Consider the following 20,989-nt stretch of genomic DNA (forward strand, 5'->3'; position numbering starts at 1 on the left):
CCAACCACTGCACCCGAAAGTCCAACAGATCGAACAATAAAAAACAGAGAGGACTTATGACTTCCACCACACAGCTCAAACCCACACTCGGCACCCTGCACCTCTGGGGCATTGCCGTCGGCCTGGTGATTTCCGGCGAATACTTCGGCTGGAGTTACGGCTGGGGCACGGCGGGCACCCTCGGATTTCTGGTCACGGCGCTGATGGTCGCGACCATGTACACCTGCTTCATCTTCAGTTTTACCGAACTGACCACCGCGATTCCCCACGCGGGCGGGCCGTTTGCCTACAGCCGTCGGGCGTTCGGCGAGAAAGGCGGGTTGATCGCCGGCATCGCCACCCTGATCGAATTCGTTTTCGCCCCACCGGCCATCGCCATGGCGATCGGCGCCTACCTCAACGTGCAGTACCCGGAGCTTGATCCGAAGGTGGCAGCGGTCGGCGCGTACTTCGTGTTCATGACCCTGAACATCCTCGGCGTCAGCATTGCTGCGACCTTTGAGTTGGTGGTCACCGTGCTGGCGGTCGCCGAGCTGCTGGTGTTCATGGGCGTGGTCGCACCGGGCTTCAGCTTCAGCAATTTCGTGCTCAATGGCTGGTCGGGTTCCAACGAGTTCACCCTGGGTTCGATCCCCGGAATCTTTGCGGCGATCCCGTTCGCGATCTGGTTCTTCCTCGCCATCGAAGGCGCGGCCATGGCGGCCGAAGAAGCCAAGGACCCGAAACGCACGATTCCCAAGGCTTACGTCAGCGGCATCCTGACCCTGGTGTTCCTCGCCATCGGCGTGATGGTGATGGCCGGCGGCGTCGGCGACTGGCGCCAACTGTCGAACATCAACGATCCGCTGCCGCAGGCCATGAAAGCGGTGGTCGGCAACAACTCCTCGTGGATGCACATGCTGGTGTGGATCGGCCTGTTCGGCCTGGTGGCGAGTTTCCACGGGATCATCCTCGGCTATTCGCGCCAATTCTTCGCCCTCGCCCGCGCCGGTTATCTGCCGAAGAGCCTGGCCAAGTTGTCGCGTTTCCAGACCCCGCATCGGGCGATTCTGGCCGGTGGCGTGATCGGCATCGCGGCGATCTACAGCGATGGTCTGGTCAATCTTCAGGGCATGACCCTGACCGCCGCGATGATCACCATGTCGGTGTTCGGCGCGATCGTGATGTACATCATCAGCATGCTCAGCCTGTTCAAACTGCGCAAAACCGAACCGAACCTGGAACGCACCTTCCGCGCCCCGGGCTACCCGGTGGTGCCGGCAATTGCGCTGTTCCTGGCGGTGGTGTGCCTGGTGGCGATGGCGTGGTTCAACACGCTGATCGGTTGTGTGTTCCTGGGCTTCATGGCCGCTGGCTATCTGTACTTCCAGCTGACCGCCAAGCAACGCGCCGAAGCCCCGGCAGACGCTATGCTCGAAGGTATCTAGTTGCACCGGCACCGGGCCTTTCGCCCGGTGCCCGCTATATAGAAGTGCACGCTGCCTCCTGTAGGAGCTGCCGAAGGCTGCGATCTTTTGATCCTGCATTTTCAAGATCAAGATCAAAAGATCGCAGCCTTCGGCAGCTCCTACGAGGATGTATCAATTATTGGAGGACACCGCCCCATGGCCGCATTTGCCCATTCCGTCGGCGCCCAGACCTACCGCTTCGACAGCCTCAAGGACGTCATGGCCAAGGCCAGCCCGGCGCGCTCCGGGGACTTCCTGGCCGGCGTCGCCGCGCTCAATGACGGCGAGCGCGTGGCCGCACAAATGGCGCTGGCCGACATCCCGCTCACGCATTTCTTGCAGGAAGCGCTGATTCCCTACGAAGCCGATGAAGTCACCCGACTGATCATCGACACCCATGACAAACAAGCCTTTGCCGTGGTCAGCCACCTCACTGTCGGCGGTTTTCGCGACTGGCTGCTCAGTGATGCGGCCGACGAAACCAGCCTGCGCGCTCTCGCCCCCGGCCTGACCCCGGAAATGGTCGCCGCCGTGTCGAAGATCATGCGCGTGCAGGATCTGGTGCTGGTGGCGCAGAAGATCCGCGTAGTGACGAAGTTTCGCGGCACTCTCGGCCTGCGCGGACGCCTGTCGACCCGCCTGCAACCGAATCACCCCACCGACGAGCCATCCGGCATCGCCGCGAGCATTCTCGACGGACTGCTGTACGGCAACGGCGACGCGATGATCGGCATCAACCCGGCCACCGACAGCATTGCCTCGATCTGCGCGATGCTGGAAATGCTCGACGCGATCATTCAGCGCTACGACATCCCGACCCAGGCCTGCGTGCTGACCCACGTCACCACCTCGATCGAGGCAATCAACCGCGGCGTGCCGCTGGATCTGGTGTTTCAGTCGATTGCCGGCACCGAAGCGGCCAACGCCAGTTTCGGCATCAACCTGAATGTCTTGCAGGAAGGTTATGACGCAGGGCTGAGCCTCAAACGCGGCACCCTCGGGCAGAATTTGATGTATTTCGAGACCGGTCAGGGCAGCGCACTGTCGGCCAACGCCCACCACGGTGTCGACCAGCAGACCTGCGAAACCCGGGCCTACGCCGTGGCGCGGCATTTCAAGCCGTTCCTGGTGAACACCGTGGTCGGCTTCATCGGCCCGGAATATTTATACAACGGCAAACAGATCATCCGCGCCGGCCTCGAAGACCATTTCTGCGGCAAGTTGCTCGGCGTGCCGATGGGTTGCGACATCTGTTACACCAACCATGCCGAAGCCGACCAGGATGACATGGACACTCTGCTGACGTTGCTCGGTGTAGCCGGGATCAACTTCATCATGGGCATCCCCGGCTCCGACGACATCATGCTCAATTACCAGACCACCTCGTTCCACGACGCGCTCTATGCGCGACAGACCCTGGGCCTGAAACCGGCGCCGGAGTTCGAGCAATGGCTGGCGAACATGGGCATCTTCACCCAGGCGGACGGCAAGGTTCGCTTTGGCAACAACCTGCCGCCGGCCTTCCGCCAGGCGTTGGCGCAACTGGGATGAATGTTATGGAAAAACCGCCTGTCGACCCGCAAAACCCGTGGCTGGAGCTGCGCCGCCTGACGCCGGCGCGCATCGCCCTCGGCCGCACCGGCACCAGCCTGCCGACCCGCGCCCAACTGGATTTCCAGTTCGCCCACGCCCAGGCACGGGACGCGGTGCATCTACCGTTCGATCATGCCGGGCTGAGCGCGCAACTGAGCGAACGCGGGCGCCAGAGCCTGTTGCTGCACAGCGCGGCGACGGATCGCAACAGCTACCTGCAACGGCCGGATCTGGGGCGCAAGCTCAGCGAAGACTCGGCGAAAATCCTTCGGGATTACGCAGCAGCACATCCGGGCGGCGTCGATCTGGCGATTGTGGTGGCGGACGGTCTGTCGGCGCTGGCGGTGCATCGGCATACCTTGCCGTTTCTGACCCGTCTGGAGGAGCAGATGAGCGCCGACGGCTGGTCGCTTGCCCCCGTGGTACTGGTGGAACAGGGGCGGGTCGCCGTCGGTGACGAAATCGGCCAGTTGCTTGGCGCAAAAATGGTGGTGATGCTGATCGGAGAGCGTCCGGGCCTCAGCTCGCCCGACAGCCTGGGTTTATATTTCACCTACAATCCAAAGGTCGGACTGACCGATGCCTACCGCAATTGCATTTCCAACGTCCGGCTTGAGGGCTTGAGTTACGGCATGGCAGCGCATCGCTTGCTGTATCTGATGCGCGAAGCCTGCCGGCGGCAGTTGTCGGGGGTCAATTTGAAGGACGAAGCACAGGTTCAGACGCTGGAGTCGGACGCAGGTGCGGACATGAAGGGAAACTTCCTACTCGATCCGCCCACAACCTGAACCGTTTCCGCATTGCGTTTCTGCGCTGCTTTCAGGCAGGATCGATGCACGGCCGCCAGGGTTTCCCATCGCCGTCAGAGCAGTTGAAGACAGCCACTTGAAGACGAGACCTATCATGCGGATTATTCAAGCGACCCTCGAACACCTGGATTTGCTGACCCCGTTGTTCGTCAAATATCGCGAGTTCTACGGTTCCCTGCCTTACCCGGATTCCTCCCGCGCGTTTCTCGAAAAACGCCTGCGACGCAAGGAATCGGTGATTTATCTGGCCCTGCCCGACGATGACGACAAGAAGCTGATGGGCTTCTGCCAGCTGTATCCAAGCTTTTCCTCGCTGTCGCTCAAACGCGTGTGGATCCTCAACGACATCTATGTCGCCGAAGACGCCCGCCGCCAGCTGGTGGCTGACAACCTGATCCGCACCGCCAAGAAAATGGCCAAGGAAACCCAGGCCGTGCGCATGCGCGTCTCCACCAGCAGCAACAACGAAGTGGCGCAGAAAACCTACGAATCCATCGGCTTCAGGGAAGACACCGAGTTCAAGAACTACGTGTTGCCGATCAGCGACGAGCTCTGAACCCAAAGATCGCAGCCTTCGGCAGCTCCTACATTGGAATGCGTTGCCCTGTAGGAGCTGCCGAAGGCTGCGATCTTTTTGCTTTTGCTTGGCACTCGACCGAGTGTTGCCTCCCCTCATCAAGCTCAACGCCCGCCTGACAAATACTCACACCCCGACATTCCCCGCTACAAAACCAACGCGCTTTTCACCTCTCAGACCGTATAATCCCGAGCTTTCCGGCTTGTAAGAAAAACTACACCCAGCTGTAGGCTTACACTCGAATCATCCGCACAGGCCTGCCGAGTCGGGCCGTCACCACAGGTGCCCCCATGGATTTCAACCCGCTCGACCTTATCCTGCATCTCGACGTGTACCTCGATTTGCTGGTGACCAACTACGGGCCGTGGATCTACGCGATTCTGTTCGCTGTCATCTTCTGTGAAACCGGGCTGGTGGTGATGCCGTTCCTGCCGGGCGATTCGCTGTTGTTCATTGCCGGTGCCGTGGCGGCGGGCGGTGGCATGGATCCGGTGCTGTTGGCCGGTCTGTTGATGCTCGCGGCCATCCTCGGCGACAGCACCAACTATGTGATTGGTCGAACGGCGGGCGAAAAACTCTTCAGCAATCCGAACTCGAAAATCTTCCGTCGCGACTACCTGCAAAAAACTCACGATTTCTACGACAAGCACGGCGGCAAAACCGTGACCCTGGCGCGTTTCCTGCCGATCATCCGCACGTTTGCACCGTTCGTCGCCGGCGTCGGGAAGATGCCGTACCCGCGTTTCTTCGCGTTTAGCGTGTTCGGCACCGTCCTGTGGGTTGGCGGTCTGGTGACGTTGGGGTACTTCTTTGGCAACGTGCCATTCATCAAGAAGAACCTGTCGCTGCTGGTCGTCGGCATCATCCTGCTGTCGCTGGTGCCGATGATCATCGGCGTGGTGCGCAGCCGTTTTGGCGGCGCCAAAGCCGAAACCCACTGAGCCGATGTGGTCACTGAGCGCCTGGCGTCGCCGGCGCATCCTGGCCAGGCACCCGATTGCCGACGAACTGTGGCAACGGGTGCGCCACCATCTGAGTTTCCTTGACGGCATCAGCGCCGCCGAAGACCAGTGGCTGCGTGAAGCCTGTGTGCTGTTTCTCGATGACAAACACCTGACCGCCCTGCCCGGCGTCGAACTGCATCAGGAACAACGCCTGCTGCTCGCCGCGCAGGCCCAGTTGCCGCTGCTCAATCTGGGCGACTTGAACTGGTATCAGGGCTTTCACGAAATCATCCTCTACCCTGACGACTTCCTCAGCCCGCAACGCCATCGCGATGCCAGCGGGGTCGAGCACGAATGGGACGGCGAACACAGCGGCGAAGCCTGGCAACAGGGACCGATCATCCTCGCCTGGCCGGGGGTGATGGCCAGTGGTGGCTGGGAAGGCTACAACCTGGTGATCCACGAGCTGGCACACAAGCTCGACATGCTCAACGGCGACGCCAACGGCCTGCCGCCGCTGCACGCCGACATGCGCGTCAGTGACTGGGCCGCGGTCATGCAACACGCCTACGACGACCTCAACCGCCAGCTCGACCGCGATCCCGACGTCGAAACCGCCATCGACCCGTACGCCGCCGAAAACCCGGCCGAGTTCTTCGCGGTCACCAGCGAATACTTCTTCAGTGCCCCGGATCTGCTGCACGAGGCTTATCCACAGGTCTACTTGCAACTGAAGCTTTTCTACCGGCAGGATCCGTTGGGCAGGCTGCGGCAACTTCAGGCCACAGACCCGGTCTATCAGGCGCAGGAGTAAGCGCTGCACGACTTCTGGTACGTGGCGTCGGCGTAGGAATGTGCCTATAATCGCCGCCACTTTTTGGTCAATCCGGCCAAGTGTTTTTGGTCAACTACGGGGGCAACGCCCAATGAGCTACAGCAAGATTCCGGCTGGCAAAGACCTGCCGAACGACATCTACGTCGCGATCGAGATCCCGGCCAACCACGCGCCGATCAAATACGAAATCGACAAAGACAGCGATTGCCTGTTCGTTGACCGTTTCATGGCCACCCCAATGTTCTATCCGGCCAACTACGGTTACATCCCGAACACCCTGGCTGACGACGGTGATCCCCTCGACGTGCTGGTTGTGACCCCTTACCCGGTTGCTCCAGGCTCGGTGATCCGCGCGCGTCCAGTCGGCATCCTGAACATGACCGACGACGGCGGCGGCGATGCCAAAGTCATCGCAGTCCCACACGACAAGCTGTCCCAGCTGTACGTCGACGTGAAGGAATACACCGACTTGCCGCCGCTGCTGATTCAGCAGATCGAGCACTTCTTCGCGAACTACAAAGATCTCGAAAAAGGCAAGTGGGTCAAGATCGAAGGCTGGGCTGGCGCTGACGCCGCTCGCGACGCGATCACCAAGTCGGTTGCTGCCTACAAGGGCTAAGCTGCACGACCTGCGATACGCTTGAAAAAACCCGGTTGATCCGGGTTTTTTTTCGCCCCGGAAAAGCGGCTTAAACAGCGTGTTTACGACGGACTACAGAAAAGTTTGAAGGTGTGTAATTTCCCACAAGCACGTCTTACATCCAGTCGCAAAATACAGCCGTTTTTTGAACACCCAGTTTATTCAAACCGCTCTAGCGCGCCCGTAGACTCCGTGTTTATGAGAAAGAACACTAGCGGTCCAAGATTCAAGGCACTCCTGGAAGCAGCGAACATCACCACCACGGGATTCGCAAAGTTCTGGGGCACGGAAGCCCAAAACATTCATAACTGGTACACCCGGGGCGTCCCGGCGTATCGCATGGAGGAAGTCTCGCGCCTGCTGTCGGTCAACAGCGACTGGCTGAAAACCGGCGAAGGCACCAAAGAGTCACCCCGCCTGCAAACCCCTGCCAGCAACGGCGACACCTTCGACGCCCAGGCCATCCGTGGCGTCTACACGGTCATCGATCCCAACGACATCGAACTGCCGTTCTTCAAGGAAACTCCGCTCACCACCGGCGCCGGCAAAACCCACGTCATCCTCGACCCCGAGCACACCATCCGCCTGCCCCGCGCCCACCTCGACCAACTGGAAATCCGCCACACCGACGCCATCTGCGCGCACATGATCGGCAACAGCATGGGCGAACGCATCGAAGACGGTTCCATCGTCGGCATCGACCGCGGCCTGACCCAAGTGGTCGACGGCGAAATCTACGCCATCGAACACGACGGCATGCTGCGCATCAAATACCTGCACCGCATGCCCGGCAACGCCCTGCGCCTGCGCAGCCACAACAGCGCCGAACACCCGGACGAAATCTTCCGCGCGGCGCAGATCGATGAGCAGCGAATACATATTCTGGGCTGGGTATTCTGGTGGTCGACCCTGGGCAAACGCCGACCGGTGGTTCCGTTTCTTTGACCCCCTCCCGAGCCGCGCCCTCCCCTGTAGGAGTGAGCCTGCTTGCGATGAGGCCCTCATAATCGGTACAAATCTCGAATTTGTTCGACTGAGATCGCTCTAAACCGCACTTCAGGCTGGGAATCCCCAACAAAACTCAGTATCCTGCGCCCCACATTTGCGCATCGACCCGCTCCCGCGGCTCAGATGACGCCTGACGCGGCAGACCAACATCTGACCAAGTCCCACAGCCGGACGCAGATCCGGGTGTACGTTTTGAAGGCTGACGCGGTTTACCAAAAATAAACCAAGCCAGTCCCCGAGAAGCCGGCCACAAGCCGGCTTTTTAATGCCCGTAGAAAACCAGGCCAGATGCTTCTGACGGTCAAAATCTGCTGGCGTGCCCCCCGATCCGTCGCATCGATAAATTAACGCGAAGTACAACCAGCATGGGTTTGTTACTTGGCTGACCGCGCTAAAACGAATCAGGCAAATCCCCATCGCGGGTCAACTTTTAAAAAGTCACCGCCCATCCAGATTGCCCGCAAACAAGAATAAGTCCTGTGAATAACCGAAACTAAAAACACTCAATATTTATAAACCCTCTTAGCCATTAGTCGAATACTGGCCCGTTGACACCGGCGATTATAGTAACCACCACAAAAGCCAATCCGACCACCAGTTAGTTTTGGAACTAAAATGTCTTTGAGCCAATACCCGCTGGGTACGATACCGATAGATGAGAAACTACTGCAATTACTCCACGCCATAGACAGTGCGCGCATCGCTTGGAAAACTACAGTCAATCAAATAAACGCAGCCTGTGATGACGTGTGGCTAGCTCGAATGTGGGAAGTGGAAAAGCTCGAAGGCCACTACAGAGCCTGTCAGGATCAACTGTTTTTTTACCTGAAGCAGCTGGTTCACATCTAATCGTTACAGCAGCTGATTCCGCAGGAAAGTCCGCGAATCCGGGCTATCCAGATCACGACAACTCTGCCTATTCGACTAAAGAATGAGGCATGTTGTTTTATCTTCCTTTGATGTCTTTGGTCAACCGCCGAAGAGCGCTCACAACTCAGGCGGGCTTTAAGCTGTAACCTTTCAGTTACCCGACATCATGTAGCACCGACGCTGACTATTTTTCCGACCAACAGACTAAAAATTACTCACCCCTCAATTAATAGCAGCCGCAAAGTTAAAGATTCACGACTCAGGGTCGACATCAGAACACCAAGATCAATCTAAACCCATCATTACCTGGAGTCCTTATGTTCGGCTGGATCAGCGATATCCGTGTCAGCGCTAAACTTAGTCTGGGGTTTGGACTGGTATTAGGACTTACGTTGTTAATCGCAGCCTCCGGCTGGTATGCGGTTAACGCACTGACCGAGCGTGGCATCAAGATCGAAAAGATTGCTCAAGTCAGTAATTACACGAAAGACTTGCGAATCATTCGTTTACGCATAGGTGGCAATCCTCAACCGGATGCCTATCGCCCCTTGCAGCAAACGCTGGATAGCCTGCTGGCCCACCTGACCAGTATCAAAGGAGAATTCATCGTACCGGTAGATCACGAGCTGATTCAGCAACAGATCAGCGCAGCGACGGAATATGGACAACTGCTGCAAGAACTGGTCAGGCCCAACATTGATCAGGCACCCATGTTCAAACGAATGGGGCAGTTGGGCGATCAGTTGCTCGACACCACGCAAAAACTCATTGATTCGCAAAACGCCAAGCGCGCGACCGATGCCGAGTCCGCCAAAACCCTGCTGAGCCTTGTAGCCGCCCTGGCTTTACTGCTCGGCACACTGGCGGCATGGGTGATTAATCGACAGATCGTCACCCCGCTACGCGGCACACTTGAGGCGGTCAATCGCATTGCCGAAGGTGATTTAAGCCACCAGGTTCAGGTTGATCGGCGTGATGAGTTGGGCCTGTTGCAATCGGGTCTACACCGGATGACGCTCAACCTCCACGAGTTGATCGACGGTATTCGGGCCGGTGTCATCCAGGTAGCAAGCGCTGCCGAACAGCTATCGGCCATTACCGAGCAAACGAATACAGGCGTGAACAATCAGAAAGTCGAGACTGATCACGTTGCCACTGCAATGAACGAAATGACCGCCACCGTGCAAAACGTCGCACGCAATGCCGAAGAGGCGTCGGCTGCCGCCACTGTCGCAGATCAGCAAGCCTGCGAGGGGGAGCAGATCGTCGGTGATGCCATCGCTCAGATCAAACGTCTGGCGGAAGAACTCAACCGCTCGGCAGAGGCTGTACGCCACCTTCAGGAACAAAGCGACAAAATTGGCGGTGTGCTGGATGTGATCAAGGCCGTAGCCCAGCAAACCAACTTGCTGGCGCTCAATGCCGCCATTGAAGCGGCTCGCGCAGGAGAGGCAGGTCGCGGTTTCGCAGTGGTTGCCGATGAGGTGCGTAATCTGGCCTTGCGCACCCAGCGCTCCACTGAAGAAATTGAAAATCTGGTCGCCGGTGTGCAAAGCGGCACTCACGCCGTCGCTTCAGGCATGGACAGCAGCCTGCTGCTGAGCGAAAGCAGCGTGGACTTTACCCATCGCGCCGTCAACGCCTTGGAAAACATCACCGCCAAGGTATCCATTATCCAGTCGATGAATCAGCAGATCGCCACCGCGGCGGATCAGCAAAGTGCCGTAACCGAGGAAATCAATCGCAGCGTAATCAACGTTCGCGACATTTCAGATCAGACGGCAAGTACCTGTGAAGAAACCGCGTCGTCGAGTATTGAACTGGCGCGGCTGGGGCATGAGCTGGAAGGTCTGGTTGGCCGTTTCAAAGTATGAGCCCTAGGCAGGCGCTGCCCGCTCCTGGCGGCGCCCGACCTCACTCCGTCGAGAGTAAATTCACGGATAGCTGAACGACTTCACCAACGTCAACTCCCCCACCGCCCGCATCGGCACGATAAACGTCTCCATCTTCTCGCTTGGCGTACCTTCCTCGGTAATCACCGTCACCTGCGCCGTGGTCAGCGGCTGCACAGCCTCATCGCCGCCCTCGTCATCCCCGCGATACCCACCGCCGAAGTAGTTCACATACACCAGATACTGGCCCTTGATCGGCGCCGGCATGGCGAAGATTTCCGGGCCGTAGCCGGTGGTGACGTCGACGTCGAGCGCTGCGCCGTTGGGGGCGGTGCGGTCGCCGTACCAGATGTGGGCGCCGTCGGGGGTAATCAGGTGCAGGTCGAGATCGGTGCCGTCGCTGTCCCAGGCCAGCAGTACGCGCAGTTTCGCCGGGGTGGCGCCGCCGCTGGCGTTGAGGAACTGGGTGCGGTGGCGCTGCTGGCCGTCGGGGCTACGCACTTCGACGCTGTTGCTGCCGTTGGGGAAGGAGAACGGGCGGTCGAAACGGCCGCTGTCATCGATTTTCAGCGGCATGCTGACGCCATTGACGATCAGTCGGCCGGGTTCCTTGCTCTTGGGGGTGGCTTTGATTTCGCCGCTGATGCGCGCGGTGTTGGCCTGGCCGACCGGGGTGTTCACCGAGGAGGCCGGGTAGTTGACGGTCTGGCGGAAGTTTTCGCCTTCGCCCTGGGCCGCGCCGGTGCGCCAGCCGCCGACCGGGGTGTCGAGTTTGACGCTGTCGGCGGCCATTGCCATCGGCAATGCATTGAACGCGCAGAGCAACAGCAAGACCTGTGGATAACGGAGTGTCATGGTCTATTCCAGCAAGAGGTGACGGGCGAGCCCTTCGATGTAGGTTTCATCCTGGCCATTGGGATGTGCTTCAAAGGCCAGGTGCAGGTATTCATGAGTCAGGTCGAGGCGATCCTGCAGCGTCAGCACACCACGCACGTAGATGCGCTGGCGTTCGCGATCAACAAACGGGCGGCCAAAAGCCAGTTTGCACACGGCGAACGTGCTGACTTCGTTGTAGCCGGTTTCGCTTTCCAGCGTCGGACGCCAGCCGCGACGCTGCTTTTGCAGCCAGTCCTGGGCAGCGGGCAGCGCTTCGCAGGAGGCCACCGGGTTGTCCCAGCGACTGAGGCTCGCGCGTGGATAGGCGTGCAGCAGAATCGCGTCGTAGCGCTGGCCGGCGTTGGCTTGTTCAACGGCTTGTTGCCAGGCAAGTTTGTCCGGGCCGGGTTGATCGGAGTGATAGGTGACCGTGCTACCGGCCAGCACCAGATCCGCCGTCCACGCCGCGATGCTGCGCGACTCCGCCGAGGCCGGGCGCGGGGCGACACGCTGACGGTTGCTGCTGTCGTCGATGCTCAGGCAATCGCCATTGCGCGTGGCGTTTTGCAGCAGATACGTGCGGATCGCCACGGCCAGTGCCTTGGCGGCTTCAGCGGGTTCAGGCTTGGCTTCGCGCTCAAGGACACGGGCGACGTATTCTTCGCGATCGAGTCTTGCGACCAGTTTGTCGTTGAGCAGAAACAATTCGCCGGCGCTGTGGATATCCAGCGCATTGCCGTTGGCGAATTCGACGCGGTAGTCGCCCTGCAGCGGGCCGGACGTCACCACCCGCTCGCCCGCCAAAACCCGCGTCAACGGATAGCGCGAGAACAGCCCGACCTCGACACAACGCCCCGCCTCGGCGGGCCATGCCGCCGGCAACACCGTCGCCAGTGCCTGGCCGTAATGACGCAGAACCATCTGACTGGTGCCGCGCCCACCGGCCCAGATCGGCGAACCGTCCACCGTCCAACCGGCGAAACCGCCCTGCCGCGATTGCGGATCCTGATCGGCGAGCCAGCTCCAGGTCTTCACCCGCAAGCGCCCGCCCAGCTCGCCGACGACATTGCCGTCCGCCGCGTTCAACACGACGTCGAGCAATACGCGGCGCATCTGATCCTGCGCCGGCAGCAACGACAACACCTTCAGCAAGTCAGCCACGGAAACCCGAGTTGCCGGTTGCACGGTTGGCAAATCCAGCAACCACGACGGCGCCTGCCGCTCCTGCCAATAGGTTCGCCAATCGCCAGCATTTATACCCAACCGCGCCGGTTCAAAGTACAACCCGCAGGATTTCACCAACGCCTGATCCCGCTCGATCTTGCCACCCGCCGAGCAGCAATAAATCTCATCCTTGGACTGCCCGCGACATTCATACGCCGGCTCGCGAGCACCGGTATCCACCAGCCACGCGTACACGAACAATTTCCACAGGCTGCCCAGCGGCGTATCCAGCGTCGACGGTAATGGCTCGCGCGCGATCAGTTGTGTGTGATTCAACGACAACAACTCGCCCTTGTACGCCAGCCGCAACGGTTCATCCTGCGCCGTCGCCAGCGCAGGCATCACACACATCAGCAGCCACAGCAGCGGCCGGTTCATGTCAGTTGACCGAGACCTGACCGAGGGCGGCTTTCGCTTCCTGGGCCTGATGCTGCGGCGCGTAGACCTGAGTGAAACGTACCGGCGGCAGGTTGAACTGGCCCTTCTGCGAGAAACGCACCAGATGGCGCAGACGCAATTCGCCGCTCAGTGCATCCACCGGCACCGCGTAGGACAGTTGCCCCGGTTCGAAGCGCGCCTTCTCCAGCGCGGTCGGTTCGGTGCCGTCCTTGCCCTGCAACTTGATGCCCCAGGTGGTGCGCTCGACATCGGCTCCCGGTGGCAGCGGCACTTCGAGCATGCCGTAGCGCAGCGGTTTCGGTGCCTTGCTGGTGAGGATCACTTCGTCCAGGTACAGGCTGTCGCTGGACAGCGGCTTAGTGCCGACCGGCTCCAGTTTGAAGGTGAACGCTTCGTCGCCCGGCACCAGTCGCGACAGACGCCGGGTGATGGTCACGGCCATTGGATCGACGGCCGGTTGCTGGGTCTGGAAGCTCAGCGCCGCCCGCAGCGGACGCTCCTGAGTACCGGACACCGACAACACACTCGGCACCGGTGTCGCGCCCTGCCACGTCCAGAACATCTCGCCGGTCGCGCCGTAGTTTTTCTTCCAGCCTTCACCCGGCATCAGCGCGATGGTCGGCGACGCCTGCGCGATGCTGCGTTGCAACCAGCTCAGCGCCAAGGCGCGCTCGAGGGTCGATTGTTGTGGCAGCAGACGTTGCAACAGCGCGGTCGCACGGGCCTGATCGAACGGTTGCAGCGACAGGTTCAGCGCCTCGGCAAACGGCTGCGAACTGACCGCCAGACGCTGTTGCGCCGCGCCAACCTGACGATTGAACGCCTCCGGCAACGCGACTTTCGACTGCGTGGCCAACGAAGCGGTCAACACCCGCGCCGCCGCCAGACCGAGCGCCGATTCCGGGTCGCTCATCACCAGGCTGTCTGCGCCATCGTCCATCAGGGTTTCCGCGTTGCCTTCACCGGCCTTGGCCAGATCGTCCATCAAACCGCTGAGCAAGGTGTTCACCGGCAGGTGCATTTGCTTGGCGAACGACAGGATCAGCGCCCGTTGCAGCAGCGGCGTGTTCGGCGCTTGCTTGGCGTAGACCTCCAGCACTCGCTGCCAATGCTCCGGCGGCAAGGTCAGGTCCAGCACCTGACTGGCGTTCCAGTCGGCGTAGTAGGCGTAAGCGGTAAGGAAGGCATCCGGCTCACCGTCGTAACCCCACCAGGTGAAGCTCGCCGATGGCCCGGCCATTTGCACCAGACGCAGGCGGCTGTTCTGCATGATCAGGCGCAAGCGATCGCGGATCTGCGGGTTCGACGCCAGCGACGGATAAGCGATGCTCAGCGGCAGCAAACGGCTGGCCGTCTGCTCGACGCCGCCGTACGGATAGCTCAGCAGATCATCGAGGGCAGAGCGGAACAGCGCTTGCGGACTGTCATCCAGACGCAGGCGAATGTCGGTGGCGTCCGCCGGCAGGCTCAACGGGGTATCGCCGCTGGCGACGTCGAGGCTTTGGGTTTGCGTCACTTGCCAGCCGTCACCGGTAGCGCTCAGGCGCACGACCAAGGCGTCAGCGGTTTTACCGTCCTGCACCAGTTCGGCGGTCCACTCACCCGAGGCCAGGGCGAACGCTGGTAGCGGGACGTAGTTGATGCCGTTGTTCAGGGTCACCGGCAGGCGTTGTTCGGCGCCCGCGTAATGGGTGACCAGCTCAGCCTTGACCGGTTTCTCAGCCTGGCTGAAGGCGAACACCCCGAGCTGCGGCTGATCGCCTTTGCGGAATTTGCTCGGCCCGCTCCACTTCAGGTACAGCGGTTTTTCCGAACGCACGAACTGTTTCTTCTGCCCGACCTGACCGTCATCGGCGATGGCCCGGGCGGTGATGCGCCAGCGGGTCAGCGAGTCCGGCATCTTAAAGGTGAAACGGGTTTTGCCGTCGGCGCCTGTGAGCAACTCCGGCTGCCATGCGGCGGTGTCGACGTCTTCACGACGCGGACGCTCCAGCACCTTCACCCCACGCTCGCTGCGGTTGGCCTTGCCCGGCGCGCCGGGGCTGCCCGGCAGTGCCACGTCATAACTGATGAACGACAGGCTGGCGCTGGTGCGCACGTTGTTGCGCCGAGGGTGATAGAAGAACTGGTCGATGGTCGGCGCGACCTCCGGTTGCAGTGCGTAGACCATTTCATCGACGACGCTGACGGTCAGGTGCGCCGGCACCGCTTTGCCGGCGAACTGCGTGGTCAGGTCGACGGTAACGGTATCACCCGGTTGATACACCGCTTTGTCGGTGCTGATCGCCACGTCGATTTGCGGGGCAATCACCTTGATCCCGGCGTTCTGGAAGCTGTACTGACCACCCTTGGTGTAGAGCACCGAGAAGGTCAGGTTCGGCGCGAAGCTGTCCTTCACCGGAATGCGCGCACGGTATTGGGTGTCGCTGAGCTTTTCCAGTTTCAGCCAGTCGCCGCCCTTGCCCAGCAGCGCGGTGGCTTCAACCTTGTCGCGCTCCAGCGACAGCAGTGCATCGCTGACTGGCTCAGGGAAGGTGATCAGCGCCAGCGCTTCATCGCCGGCCTTGTACTCGGGTTTGTCTAGGACGATTTCCACAGTGCCCGGCACCGCTTTGACGCCGTCGCCGGTGACCGAATGGCCGGTAGCGCCAAGGACGCGACCGTGCTGATCTTTCAGCGTCAGGTTGTAAGTACCCGGACGTTCGAAGGCCATGCTGAAGCCCTTGTCAGTCGCCGCCAGTTTGCCTTCGCCAGTGCTCTGGTCTTCCAGACGCACCCAGCTGTAGCTACTCGGGGTGACCGCTTTGCTCTGCTCGCTGCCACCCTCGTTGGCGTAGCTGAACGCGACTTTGTCCTTGACCGCGCTGAAGCGTTGCGGCGCACTCAGGCGGAAGCTCGCGGCGCCACGGTCGATGAGGATTTCCTTGGTGGTCTTGACCCGATACGCTGCGCCATCGCTGGCAAACACGGTGAGCATGTAGCGACTCGGTTTGTCGGCGGCCGGCAGGTCGAGGGTCGCGTTGCCCTTGCTGTCGGTGGTCAGTTCGGTGCTGCTCAGCTCTACCGGGAATTGCCCGAGGTATTGCAGCTCGTTGTCGACCATCGACAGTTGCTGGGCGCGCAGGCTCAGGGTCAGTTTGGCGTTGGCCACCGGTTTGCCGTCCGGGTAGAGCAGCACCAGACTGCCCTTCACCGGCTCGCCTGTGCGGTAATCCTGCTTGGCCAGATTCAGCGAGATTTCGAAGTGCGGCTTGATGTATTCCGCGACGCGGAAGGCACTGCTGTAGGCCTGATCCTTGTAGTTGAAACGAATCTCGTAACCACCGGCCACGGCGTTATCCGGCAACTGGAACCGGCCTTGAGTGCCGGCCTTCGAGTCGAGTTTCAGGTCAAGGTGCTGCAGCTCGGTGCCGGTGGCGTCGAGCACGCTGACCGTGACATCTGCCGCACCGGGCAACACCGAATCCCGAGCATTCTTGAACTCGCGACCAACGATCTTCAGCGACACCCAGTCACCCGGGCGATACAGCGGCCGGTCGGTGAACGCGTAGAGTTTGGTGTCGTAGATTTCGCTGTCGTAATAGAAGTTCTCGGAGACGAACACCCCGCCCTCTTCGTCCTCACCGATCACGAACGAACGCTCGGGGCTGACGTGTTTCAGGCGCAGCAAACCATCGGCATCGGTGGCACCGCTGCTCATCACGCCGAGGCCGTCGGTCCACAGCACATTGACCTTCGGCACCGAACTGCCTTCGTGTTTGCGCGCCGCCCACACCAGCAATTCATCACCGGCAATCTTGCTCACCGCCACCGTGTTGGAGACGAAGACCATGGTGGTCGCGCGGTACTTGCCGATCAGCGCCTCGACCAGGTACAGGCCCGGTTTCAGGTTGCCCAACGGGATGTACACGTTGCCCGGGGCAACGCTGACGAACTCGCTGGAAGACCCGGCCAGATTGACCCCGGCCGGCGGCTGGATCGGTTTGGCCTGCCACAGCGGATAGCGGAACTGGCTGACCACCGGCAGACCCGGGATCAAGGCAAATTGCGGCTGCGCGTCGTACGGAGTCGGCGCGGCGATGGCGTTGCCCATCTTCAGTTCCGGCACTTCCTCGGTGACTTGCTTGCGCGACTCGTAGGAGAACGCGCGCTGCATCACCCGACGGGATTTGCGGTACCAGTTGTCCCACAGGTACGCGAGGGTGTTGGACAGACCTTCGCCCTTGAACTGGCCGTCGCTGACCACACGGTGCAAGTTCTTCTGGCGCTTGAGGAAATCCAGCGGCTTGTCGATGCGGTACACGCGGATGTCGGCGCCGCCATAGGGTTCCATGCGAAAGCGACGGTAGTCGCGGCCCGGTGCTTCGAGGCGCACCATCGCCTGCTCGTCCGCCGCGAAACTGCTGTCGGCCAGCAGGAAGAAGCTTTCACCGGTGACCGGCGTGTAGCCGCTCGGCTCCACCGAATCTTCAGCGTTGACGGTCGCCAATGGCAGCAACAGCGCCAGCAGCACAGATACTCGGGAGCAGATACGCAACATGCGGGCACCGGTCATTGGGAGAGAAAGTTCAGTCGATAGACGCCGATGAAGTTGGGGTTGGCTGCGTCGGGTATCCATCGGGTGTCCTTCCATGTCATGAGTTGCTGCAGGCTTGCCGAACGCATGCCGTTGTCAGTGGGGGTGGTCGTGCCGGTGTGATAGGCGATGTAGCGGCCCATCCAGATCATCAGGTGCTGGTCGTCGCCCTGATCGAAAAACATCAGGTCGCCGGGGCGTGCCTGGGACACGTCGCGGCTGACCAGATGGCTGTTGAACTGAATCAGTTTGATCGCGTTGACGTACGGCCCGACCTTGCCGCCGCCCTGCTGCCATTGCTGGGCGAGCTTGCGCTGCTCATCGCTCAGCGACAGCTCCGGCGGCAGGTAGCGATTGGACAGACCATTGCTGCGCAGCCACTTGTCGTCGTGGACTTTCAGCGCTTCGTTGGCGGCGAAACGTACCAGTCCGGCACAGTCTTGCTGATACCAACGCGGGCTCGGGCCCTGACTCAGTTGCTCTTGAGCAATGCGCACAAACCAGGCGCGAAACACCTGGGATTGCGCCGGATCCAGGGCTGGCGCTTCAACGGCTCGGGCGCCCGCGCTCAGTAACAGCGCGAGCAAGCCGAGGCTGCGGATCAGTGTCGTCACAGCGCTTTCCATTCCAGCGGCAGCCACTGCCAGTGGCCATCAGGCTCGCTGCCTTCAGGCAAAGTCAGGGCATATTTACCGTAGCCGCCAAGGGTGCGCAGTTTCGGGATCAGGTAGGTTTGCGCGGCGTTGTAGAACACCGGTTCCATGTCCTGCGGCAGGCTGTCGAGGGTTTCCTGCTGCATCAGTTGCGCCATAGAGTCCGGGCCGAAATAGATCGGCATCAGCACGTCTTTGGGCAACACGTCAGCCATCGGCGGGAAGCGTTTGTCGAGGGTGCCGAGGGCCTTGTCGACCAGTTTGTCGTCGAGGGAAAACAGCAGCGTCGAACCGTGACGCGCGAGGCTGACTTTCATGAAAGCGCGGCCACTGATGGCGTCCGGGTTTTCGGCAGTCTTCGCCGCGTACGGGCCAAAGTTCGAGCTGACCTGACGCTGCCAGACATGGTTTTGGCCTTCTTGCTTCTCAACCACCGGAAAGACTTTTTCGTCGACGTTGGCCTCGAAGGCACCCACCATCGAGCCGAACAGTTTGCCCAGGTCGCCGTCGAGTTTGCTGCTGTCCTCGTCCTTCAGGCTGGCGACCAGCAAGGGTGTGTACAACCGCGAATCGGCGTACCAGCACAAGCCCGCCGCGCCGGCCACGTGTTCGGTGAGGGTCTGCGCCACCGCCTCTTCAGCGCCGAGTTTCACCAACAATGGTTTCTGCGGTTCGGCTGCCACCGGCAGGGTCACGCAGGCACTGGCGCCCAGCGGCATGGCTTGCCACACCGGTTTGAAATCGAAGTCCGGTTGGTTATCCAGCTCATTCATGGCGAGGAAGCTGTGCCAGCCCTTGTCGTCCATGTCGAAGCGCAGCCCGGCAAAGTTCGGGATAAAGCGCTGATAACCCATGGCGAGGACGCTGGAATTGACCGACAGACGCTGTTTGACGTCCGGCGCCTTGGCCGGGAGCCCGAAGGCCTCGGGGAACAGTTTGTCGCCGTTGAGCAGGGCCGCCAGCGCTTGGGGCGAAACATGCCCGGACTCTTCGGACTCGCCGTTGGCCGGGTCGTAATACTTGTTCGGGTTGGACAGCACCACCAGTTTGTCGCCGCGCGAAGCAAACAGCAGCGACTTGCTGGCGTTGTAGCTGAGCTGGTACAGCGGCACTTCGTCGCTGCCGACTTTCAGGCTGCCGAAGACGCTGAGCTGCGAATCGTCCAGCGCCACTTTCGCCAGCGGTTCGAGCAGTTTCGCCAACCCGCCGCGATCCATCACCAGCAGGAAATCCTTGAGCCGACCGTCGGCACCGCGCCACAGCGCGACGTCGGCCGGTTGATCGAAAAGCTGCTCGATCAGGCTGTCCTGCAGCTTCAGGTCATGCTCGTAGATGATCCGTCGCAGGCTGCCGATCAGGCCGAGGCGGTCGGCGTGAGTTTCGTAATAGAAGACGAAATCTTCGGTCAGCGTGGCCTTGAGGAACGGCACCGTCAGCAGGTCCTTGGGCAACTGGCTCAGGGACCGGGTTTCCAGCAGCGCGTCCGGACGGCTCAGGCCGAGCTTGTCACTGGCAAGTAGAGCCGCCGGCAACTTGGGTTTGTGCAGCAGCCAGCCGAGACCTCCGGCCGCGCCGGCCACCAGGACCAGACCGATCAGCAGCGCCGGCCAGCGCCGGGAAGGTTGGCCGGCAGGTGTCGGGACGGCCGGAGAAGCAGCGTTATCACTCATGTTCACAAAACCCGAAGTTCATCCGTGGTGCGGGATGCTTAATAGTTGAAAGTCTTGACCAGCAGCAGATCACCGATTGCCCGCAGGGGCACGATGAACGTTTCGCGTTTTTCGTCGACGGTGTTTTCGTTGAGCACCAGCGTGATTTGCGAGGTGATGACCTCGTTCTGGTTGCTGGTCTCCTCGAAGTTATAGCCGCCGTTTCCGAAGTTGCCCCAATAGTTGACGTAAACCAGATAAGTGCCGTGCAGCGGCGCGGTCATGGTGAACATTTCCGGGCCGGGGCCATCGACGCCGTCCGGGTCCAGGCCGCCGCCATTGCTCAGCGCCGGCCGCGCCCAGAACGCATGCTGACCGTCGGGCGTGACAATGTGCAGATCGAGCTCGGCTTTTGGATCGTCCCATCCCAAGACAAGACGAATTCGCGCCGGCGTGCGTAGATTATTTGCTTCATAAAATTGCACGCGCTTGAGCGACTGGCCCTCGGCGCTGCGCACTTCGACACTGTTGGAGCCGGCGCCGAACGCATACGGCCGGGCGAAACGCCCAGCGTCGTCGGTGTACAGATTCAATGGATTGCCGTTGACCGCCAGCGTGTGCGGCCCGCGCTGATTGCCGATGGCCTTGAGCTGGCCCTGGATCATCGTGCGATTGCGCTGGATACCGCGATCGATCGGCGGCGTGGGATAGGCGACTTGCGGGTTTTCACTGCGATCGAGCAGGCCGTGGTAACGCCAGCCGCCCGACGGCTCGGACAGTTCAGCGGTCGGCGCCGCCAGCAGCGCAGGCGCGCAGGCCAGGCCGATCAGCAGCAAAAGAAATGAACGCATGTAATGCCTCCTGCCATGCCTGAACGAAACCTTGCACCCGATCCTCGGTACTTCACAGCGATGAAAACTGCGTTTCGTCTGAAAGACCCGTGACTATGGGGTCGTAGAAGGCGCGAAGATTAGCGATTCGGCAGTTTTTTAACAA

At 60.7% G+C, this 20,989-nt stretch carries 16 protein-coding genes and 1 tRNA gene; 11 read left to right on the forward strand and 6 right to left on the reverse strand.

Annotation, left to right across the window (positions count from 1 at the left end; genetic code table 11):
- The first annotated feature begins 56 nt into the window (after window positions 1-56).
- From eat to KKQ10_RS21515, 9 genes are all read left to right on the forward strand, one after another.
- On the forward strand, window positions 57-1,427 hold the full coding sequence (gene eat / locus KKQ10_RS21475; RefSeq protein ID WP_127651217.1) for an ethanolamine permease: 1,371 nt from the start codon (window positions 57-59) through the stop codon (window positions 1,425-1,427).
- A 177-nt stretch (window positions 1,428-1,604) separates the two neighbouring features.
- A complete protein-coding gene (locus KKQ10_RS21480; RefSeq protein WP_096796313.1) occupies window positions 1,605-2,999 on the forward strand; it encodes an ethanolamine ammonia-lyase subunit EutB in 1,395 nt (464 codons plus the stop codon).
- Window positions 2,996-3,829, forward strand: coding sequence for an ethanolamine ammonia-lyase subunit EutC (gene eutC, locus KKQ10_RS21485; protein ID WP_414892360.1), 834 nt, complete (start codon window positions 2,996-2,998; stop codon window positions 3,827-3,829). The genes KKQ10_RS21480 and eutC overlap by 4 nt, the downstream gene beginning before the upstream one ends.
- A gap of 115 nt (window positions 3,830-3,944) precedes the next feature.
- Window positions 3,945-4,406: a GNAT family N-acetyltransferase gene (locus KKQ10_RS21490; RefSeq protein ID WP_127651220.1), complete on the forward strand. Its 462-nt coding sequence runs from the start codon at window positions 3,945-3,947 to the stop codon at window positions 4,404-4,406.
- 311 nt (window positions 4,407-4,717) lie between these two features.
- The gene (locus KKQ10_RS21495) at window positions 4,718-5,368 is read left to right on the forward strand and encodes a DedA family protein (protein WP_215502223.1); all 651 of its coding nucleotides are present in this window, start codon (window positions 4,718-4,720) and stop codon (window positions 5,366-5,368) included.
- Between the two features lie 4 nt (window positions 5,369-5,372).
- Entirely contained in the window at window positions 5,373-6,185 is an 813-nt protein-coding gene (locus KKQ10_RS21500; protein WP_215502224.1) for a M90 family metallopeptidase, read from the forward strand.
- 112 nt (window positions 6,186-6,297) lie between these two features.
- Entirely contained in the window at window positions 6,298-6,825 is a 528-nt protein-coding gene (ppa, locus tag KKQ10_RS21505; RefSeq protein WP_008052339.1) for an inorganic diphosphatase, read from the forward strand.
- Between the two features lie 219 nt (window positions 6,826-7,044).
- On the forward strand, window positions 7,045-7,791 hold the full coding sequence (locus tag KKQ10_RS21510; protein WP_127651222.1) for a S24 family peptidase: 747 nt from the start codon (window positions 7,045-7,047) through the stop codon (window positions 7,789-7,791).
- A 1,250-nt stretch (window positions 7,792-9,041) separates the two neighbouring features.
- Window positions 9,042-10,598: a methyl-accepting chemotaxis protein gene (locus KKQ10_RS21515; protein WP_215502225.1), complete on the forward strand. Its 1,557-nt coding sequence runs from the start codon at window positions 9,042-9,044 to the stop codon at window positions 10,596-10,598.
- Window positions 10,599-10,658: 60 nt separating this feature from the next.
- Here KKQ10_RS21515 and KKQ10_RS21520 read toward each other — a convergent pair whose 3' ends face one another.
- Genes KKQ10_RS21520 through KKQ10_RS21540 form a run of 5 tightly spaced genes read right to left on the reverse strand, consistent with a single transcriptional unit; the run spans window position 10,659 to window position 19,456 of the window.
- Entirely contained in the window at window positions 10,659-11,471 is an 813-nt protein-coding gene (locus KKQ10_RS21520; RefSeq protein WP_215502226.1) for a YfaP family protein, read from the reverse strand.
- Between the two features lie 3 nt (window positions 11,472-11,474).
- The gene (locus tag KKQ10_RS21525; RefSeq protein WP_215502227.1) at window positions 11,475-13,094 is read right to left on the reverse strand and encodes a DUF2300 domain-containing protein; all 1,620 of its coding nucleotides are present in this window, start codon (window positions 13,092-13,094) and stop codon (window positions 11,475-11,477) included.
- A 1-nt stretch (window position 13,095) separates the two neighbouring features.
- The gene (locus KKQ10_RS21530; RefSeq protein ID WP_215502228.1) at window positions 13,096-17,670 is read right to left on the reverse strand and encodes an alpha-2-macroglobulin family protein; all 4,575 of its coding nucleotides are present in this window, start codon (window positions 17,668-17,670) and stop codon (window positions 13,096-13,098) included.
- Window positions 17,667-18,317, reverse strand: a complete 651-nt coding sequence (locus KKQ10_RS21535; RefSeq protein WP_095122135.1) for a DUF1175 domain-containing protein — start codon at window positions 18,315-18,317, stop codon at window positions 17,667-17,669. The genes KKQ10_RS21530 and KKQ10_RS21535 overlap by 4 nt, the downstream gene beginning before the upstream one ends.
- Window positions 18,302-19,456 (reverse strand): DUF2138 family protein, encoded by a 1,155-nt coding sequence (locus tag KKQ10_RS21540; protein WP_215502229.1) that lies wholly within the window; start codon window positions 19,454-19,456, stop codon window positions 18,302-18,304. The genes KKQ10_RS21535 and KKQ10_RS21540 overlap by 16 nt, the downstream gene beginning before the upstream one ends.
- Between KKQ10_RS21540 and KKQ10_RS21545 the strand changes: the two genes are divergently transcribed.
- Window positions 19,427-19,515: transfer RNA gene (locus tag KKQ10_RS21545), tRNA-OTHER, on the forward strand. The two genes, KKQ10_RS21540 and KKQ10_RS21545, sit on opposite strands and share 30 nt — an antisense overlap.
- 151 nt (window positions 19,516-19,666) lie before the next feature.
- Window positions 19,667-19,864, forward strand: a complete 198-nt coding sequence (locus KKQ10_RS21550; protein WP_215502230.1) for a hypothetical protein — start codon at window positions 19,667-19,669, stop codon at window positions 19,862-19,864.
- 188 nt (window positions 19,865-20,052) lie between these two features.
- On the opposite strand, the gene KKQ10_RS21555 is transcribed toward KKQ10_RS21550, so the two are convergent.
- Window positions 20,053-20,844: a YfaP family protein gene (locus KKQ10_RS21555; protein WP_215502231.1), complete on the reverse strand. Its 792-nt coding sequence runs from the start codon at window positions 20,842-20,844 to the stop codon at window positions 20,053-20,055.
- Window positions 20,845-20,989 lie beyond the last annotated feature (145 nt).

Source organism: Pseudomonas sp. MG-9 (assembly GCF_018729515.1).
Lineage (GTDB): Bacteria > Pseudomonadota > Gammaproteobacteria > Pseudomonadales > Pseudomonadaceae > Aquipseudomonas > Aquipseudomonas serboccidentalis.

What these genes read in the sequence shown, in the direction of transcription:
- KKQ10_RS21550 (WP_215502230.1), top strand. Translation starts at nt 19,667, where the DNA reads ATGCTCGTAGATGATCCGTCGCAGGCTGCCGATCAGGCCGAGGCGGTC.
- eutC (WP_414892360.1), top strand. Translation starts at nt 2,996, where the DNA reads ATGAATGTTATGGAAAAACCGCCTGTCGACCCGCAAAACCCGTGGCTG.
- KKQ10_RS21555 (WP_215502231.1), bottom strand. Translation starts at nt 20,844, where the DNA reads ATGCGTTCATTTCTTTTGCTGCTGATCGGCCTGGCCTGCGCGCCTGCG.
- KKQ10_RS21495 (WP_215502223.1), top strand. Translation starts at nt 4,718, where the DNA reads ATGGATTTCAACCCGCTCGACCTTATCCTGCATCTCGACGTGTACCTC.
- KKQ10_RS21510 (WP_127651222.1), top strand. Translation starts at nt 7,045, where the DNA reads ATGAGAAAGAACACTAGCGGTCCAAGATTCAAGGCACTCCTGGAAGCA.
- ppa (WP_008052339.1), top strand. Translation starts at nt 6,298, where the DNA reads ATGAGCTACAGCAAGATTCCGGCTGGCAAAGACCTGCCGAACGACATC.
- KKQ10_RS21480 (WP_096796313.1), top strand. Translation starts at nt 1,605, where the DNA reads ATGGCCGCATTTGCCCATTCCGTCGGCGCCCAGACCTACCGCTTCGAC.
- KKQ10_RS21520 (WP_215502226.1), bottom strand. Translation starts at nt 11,471, where the DNA reads ATGACACTCCGTTATCCACAGGTCTTGCTGTTGCTCTGCGCGTTCAAT.
- KKQ10_RS21535 (WP_095122135.1), bottom strand. Translation starts at nt 18,317, where the DNA reads ATGGAAAGCGCTGTGACGACACTGATCCGCAGCCTCGGCTTGCTCGCG.
- KKQ10_RS21500 (WP_215502224.1), top strand. Translation starts at nt 5,373, where the DNA reads ATGTGGTCACTGAGCGCCTGGCGTCGCCGGCGCATCCTGGCCAGGCAC.
- KKQ10_RS21490 (WP_127651220.1), top strand. Translation starts at nt 3,945, where the DNA reads ATGCGGATTATTCAAGCGACCCTCGAACACCTGGATTTGCTGACCCCG.
- KKQ10_RS21530 (WP_215502228.1), bottom strand. Translation starts at nt 17,670, where the DNA reads ATGACCGGTGCCCGCATGTTGCGTATCTGCTCCCGAGTATCTGTGCTG.
- KKQ10_RS21525 (WP_215502227.1), bottom strand. Translation starts at nt 13,094, where the DNA reads ATGAACCGGCCGCTGCTGTGGCTGCTGATGTGTGTGATGCCTGCGCTG.
- eat (WP_127651217.1), top strand. Translation starts at nt 57, where the DNA reads ATGACTTCCACCACACAGCTCAAACCCACACTCGGCACCCTGCACCTC.
- KKQ10_RS21515 (WP_215502225.1), top strand. Translation starts at nt 9,042, where the DNA reads ATGTTCGGCTGGATCAGCGATATCCGTGTCAGCGCTAAACTTAGTCTG.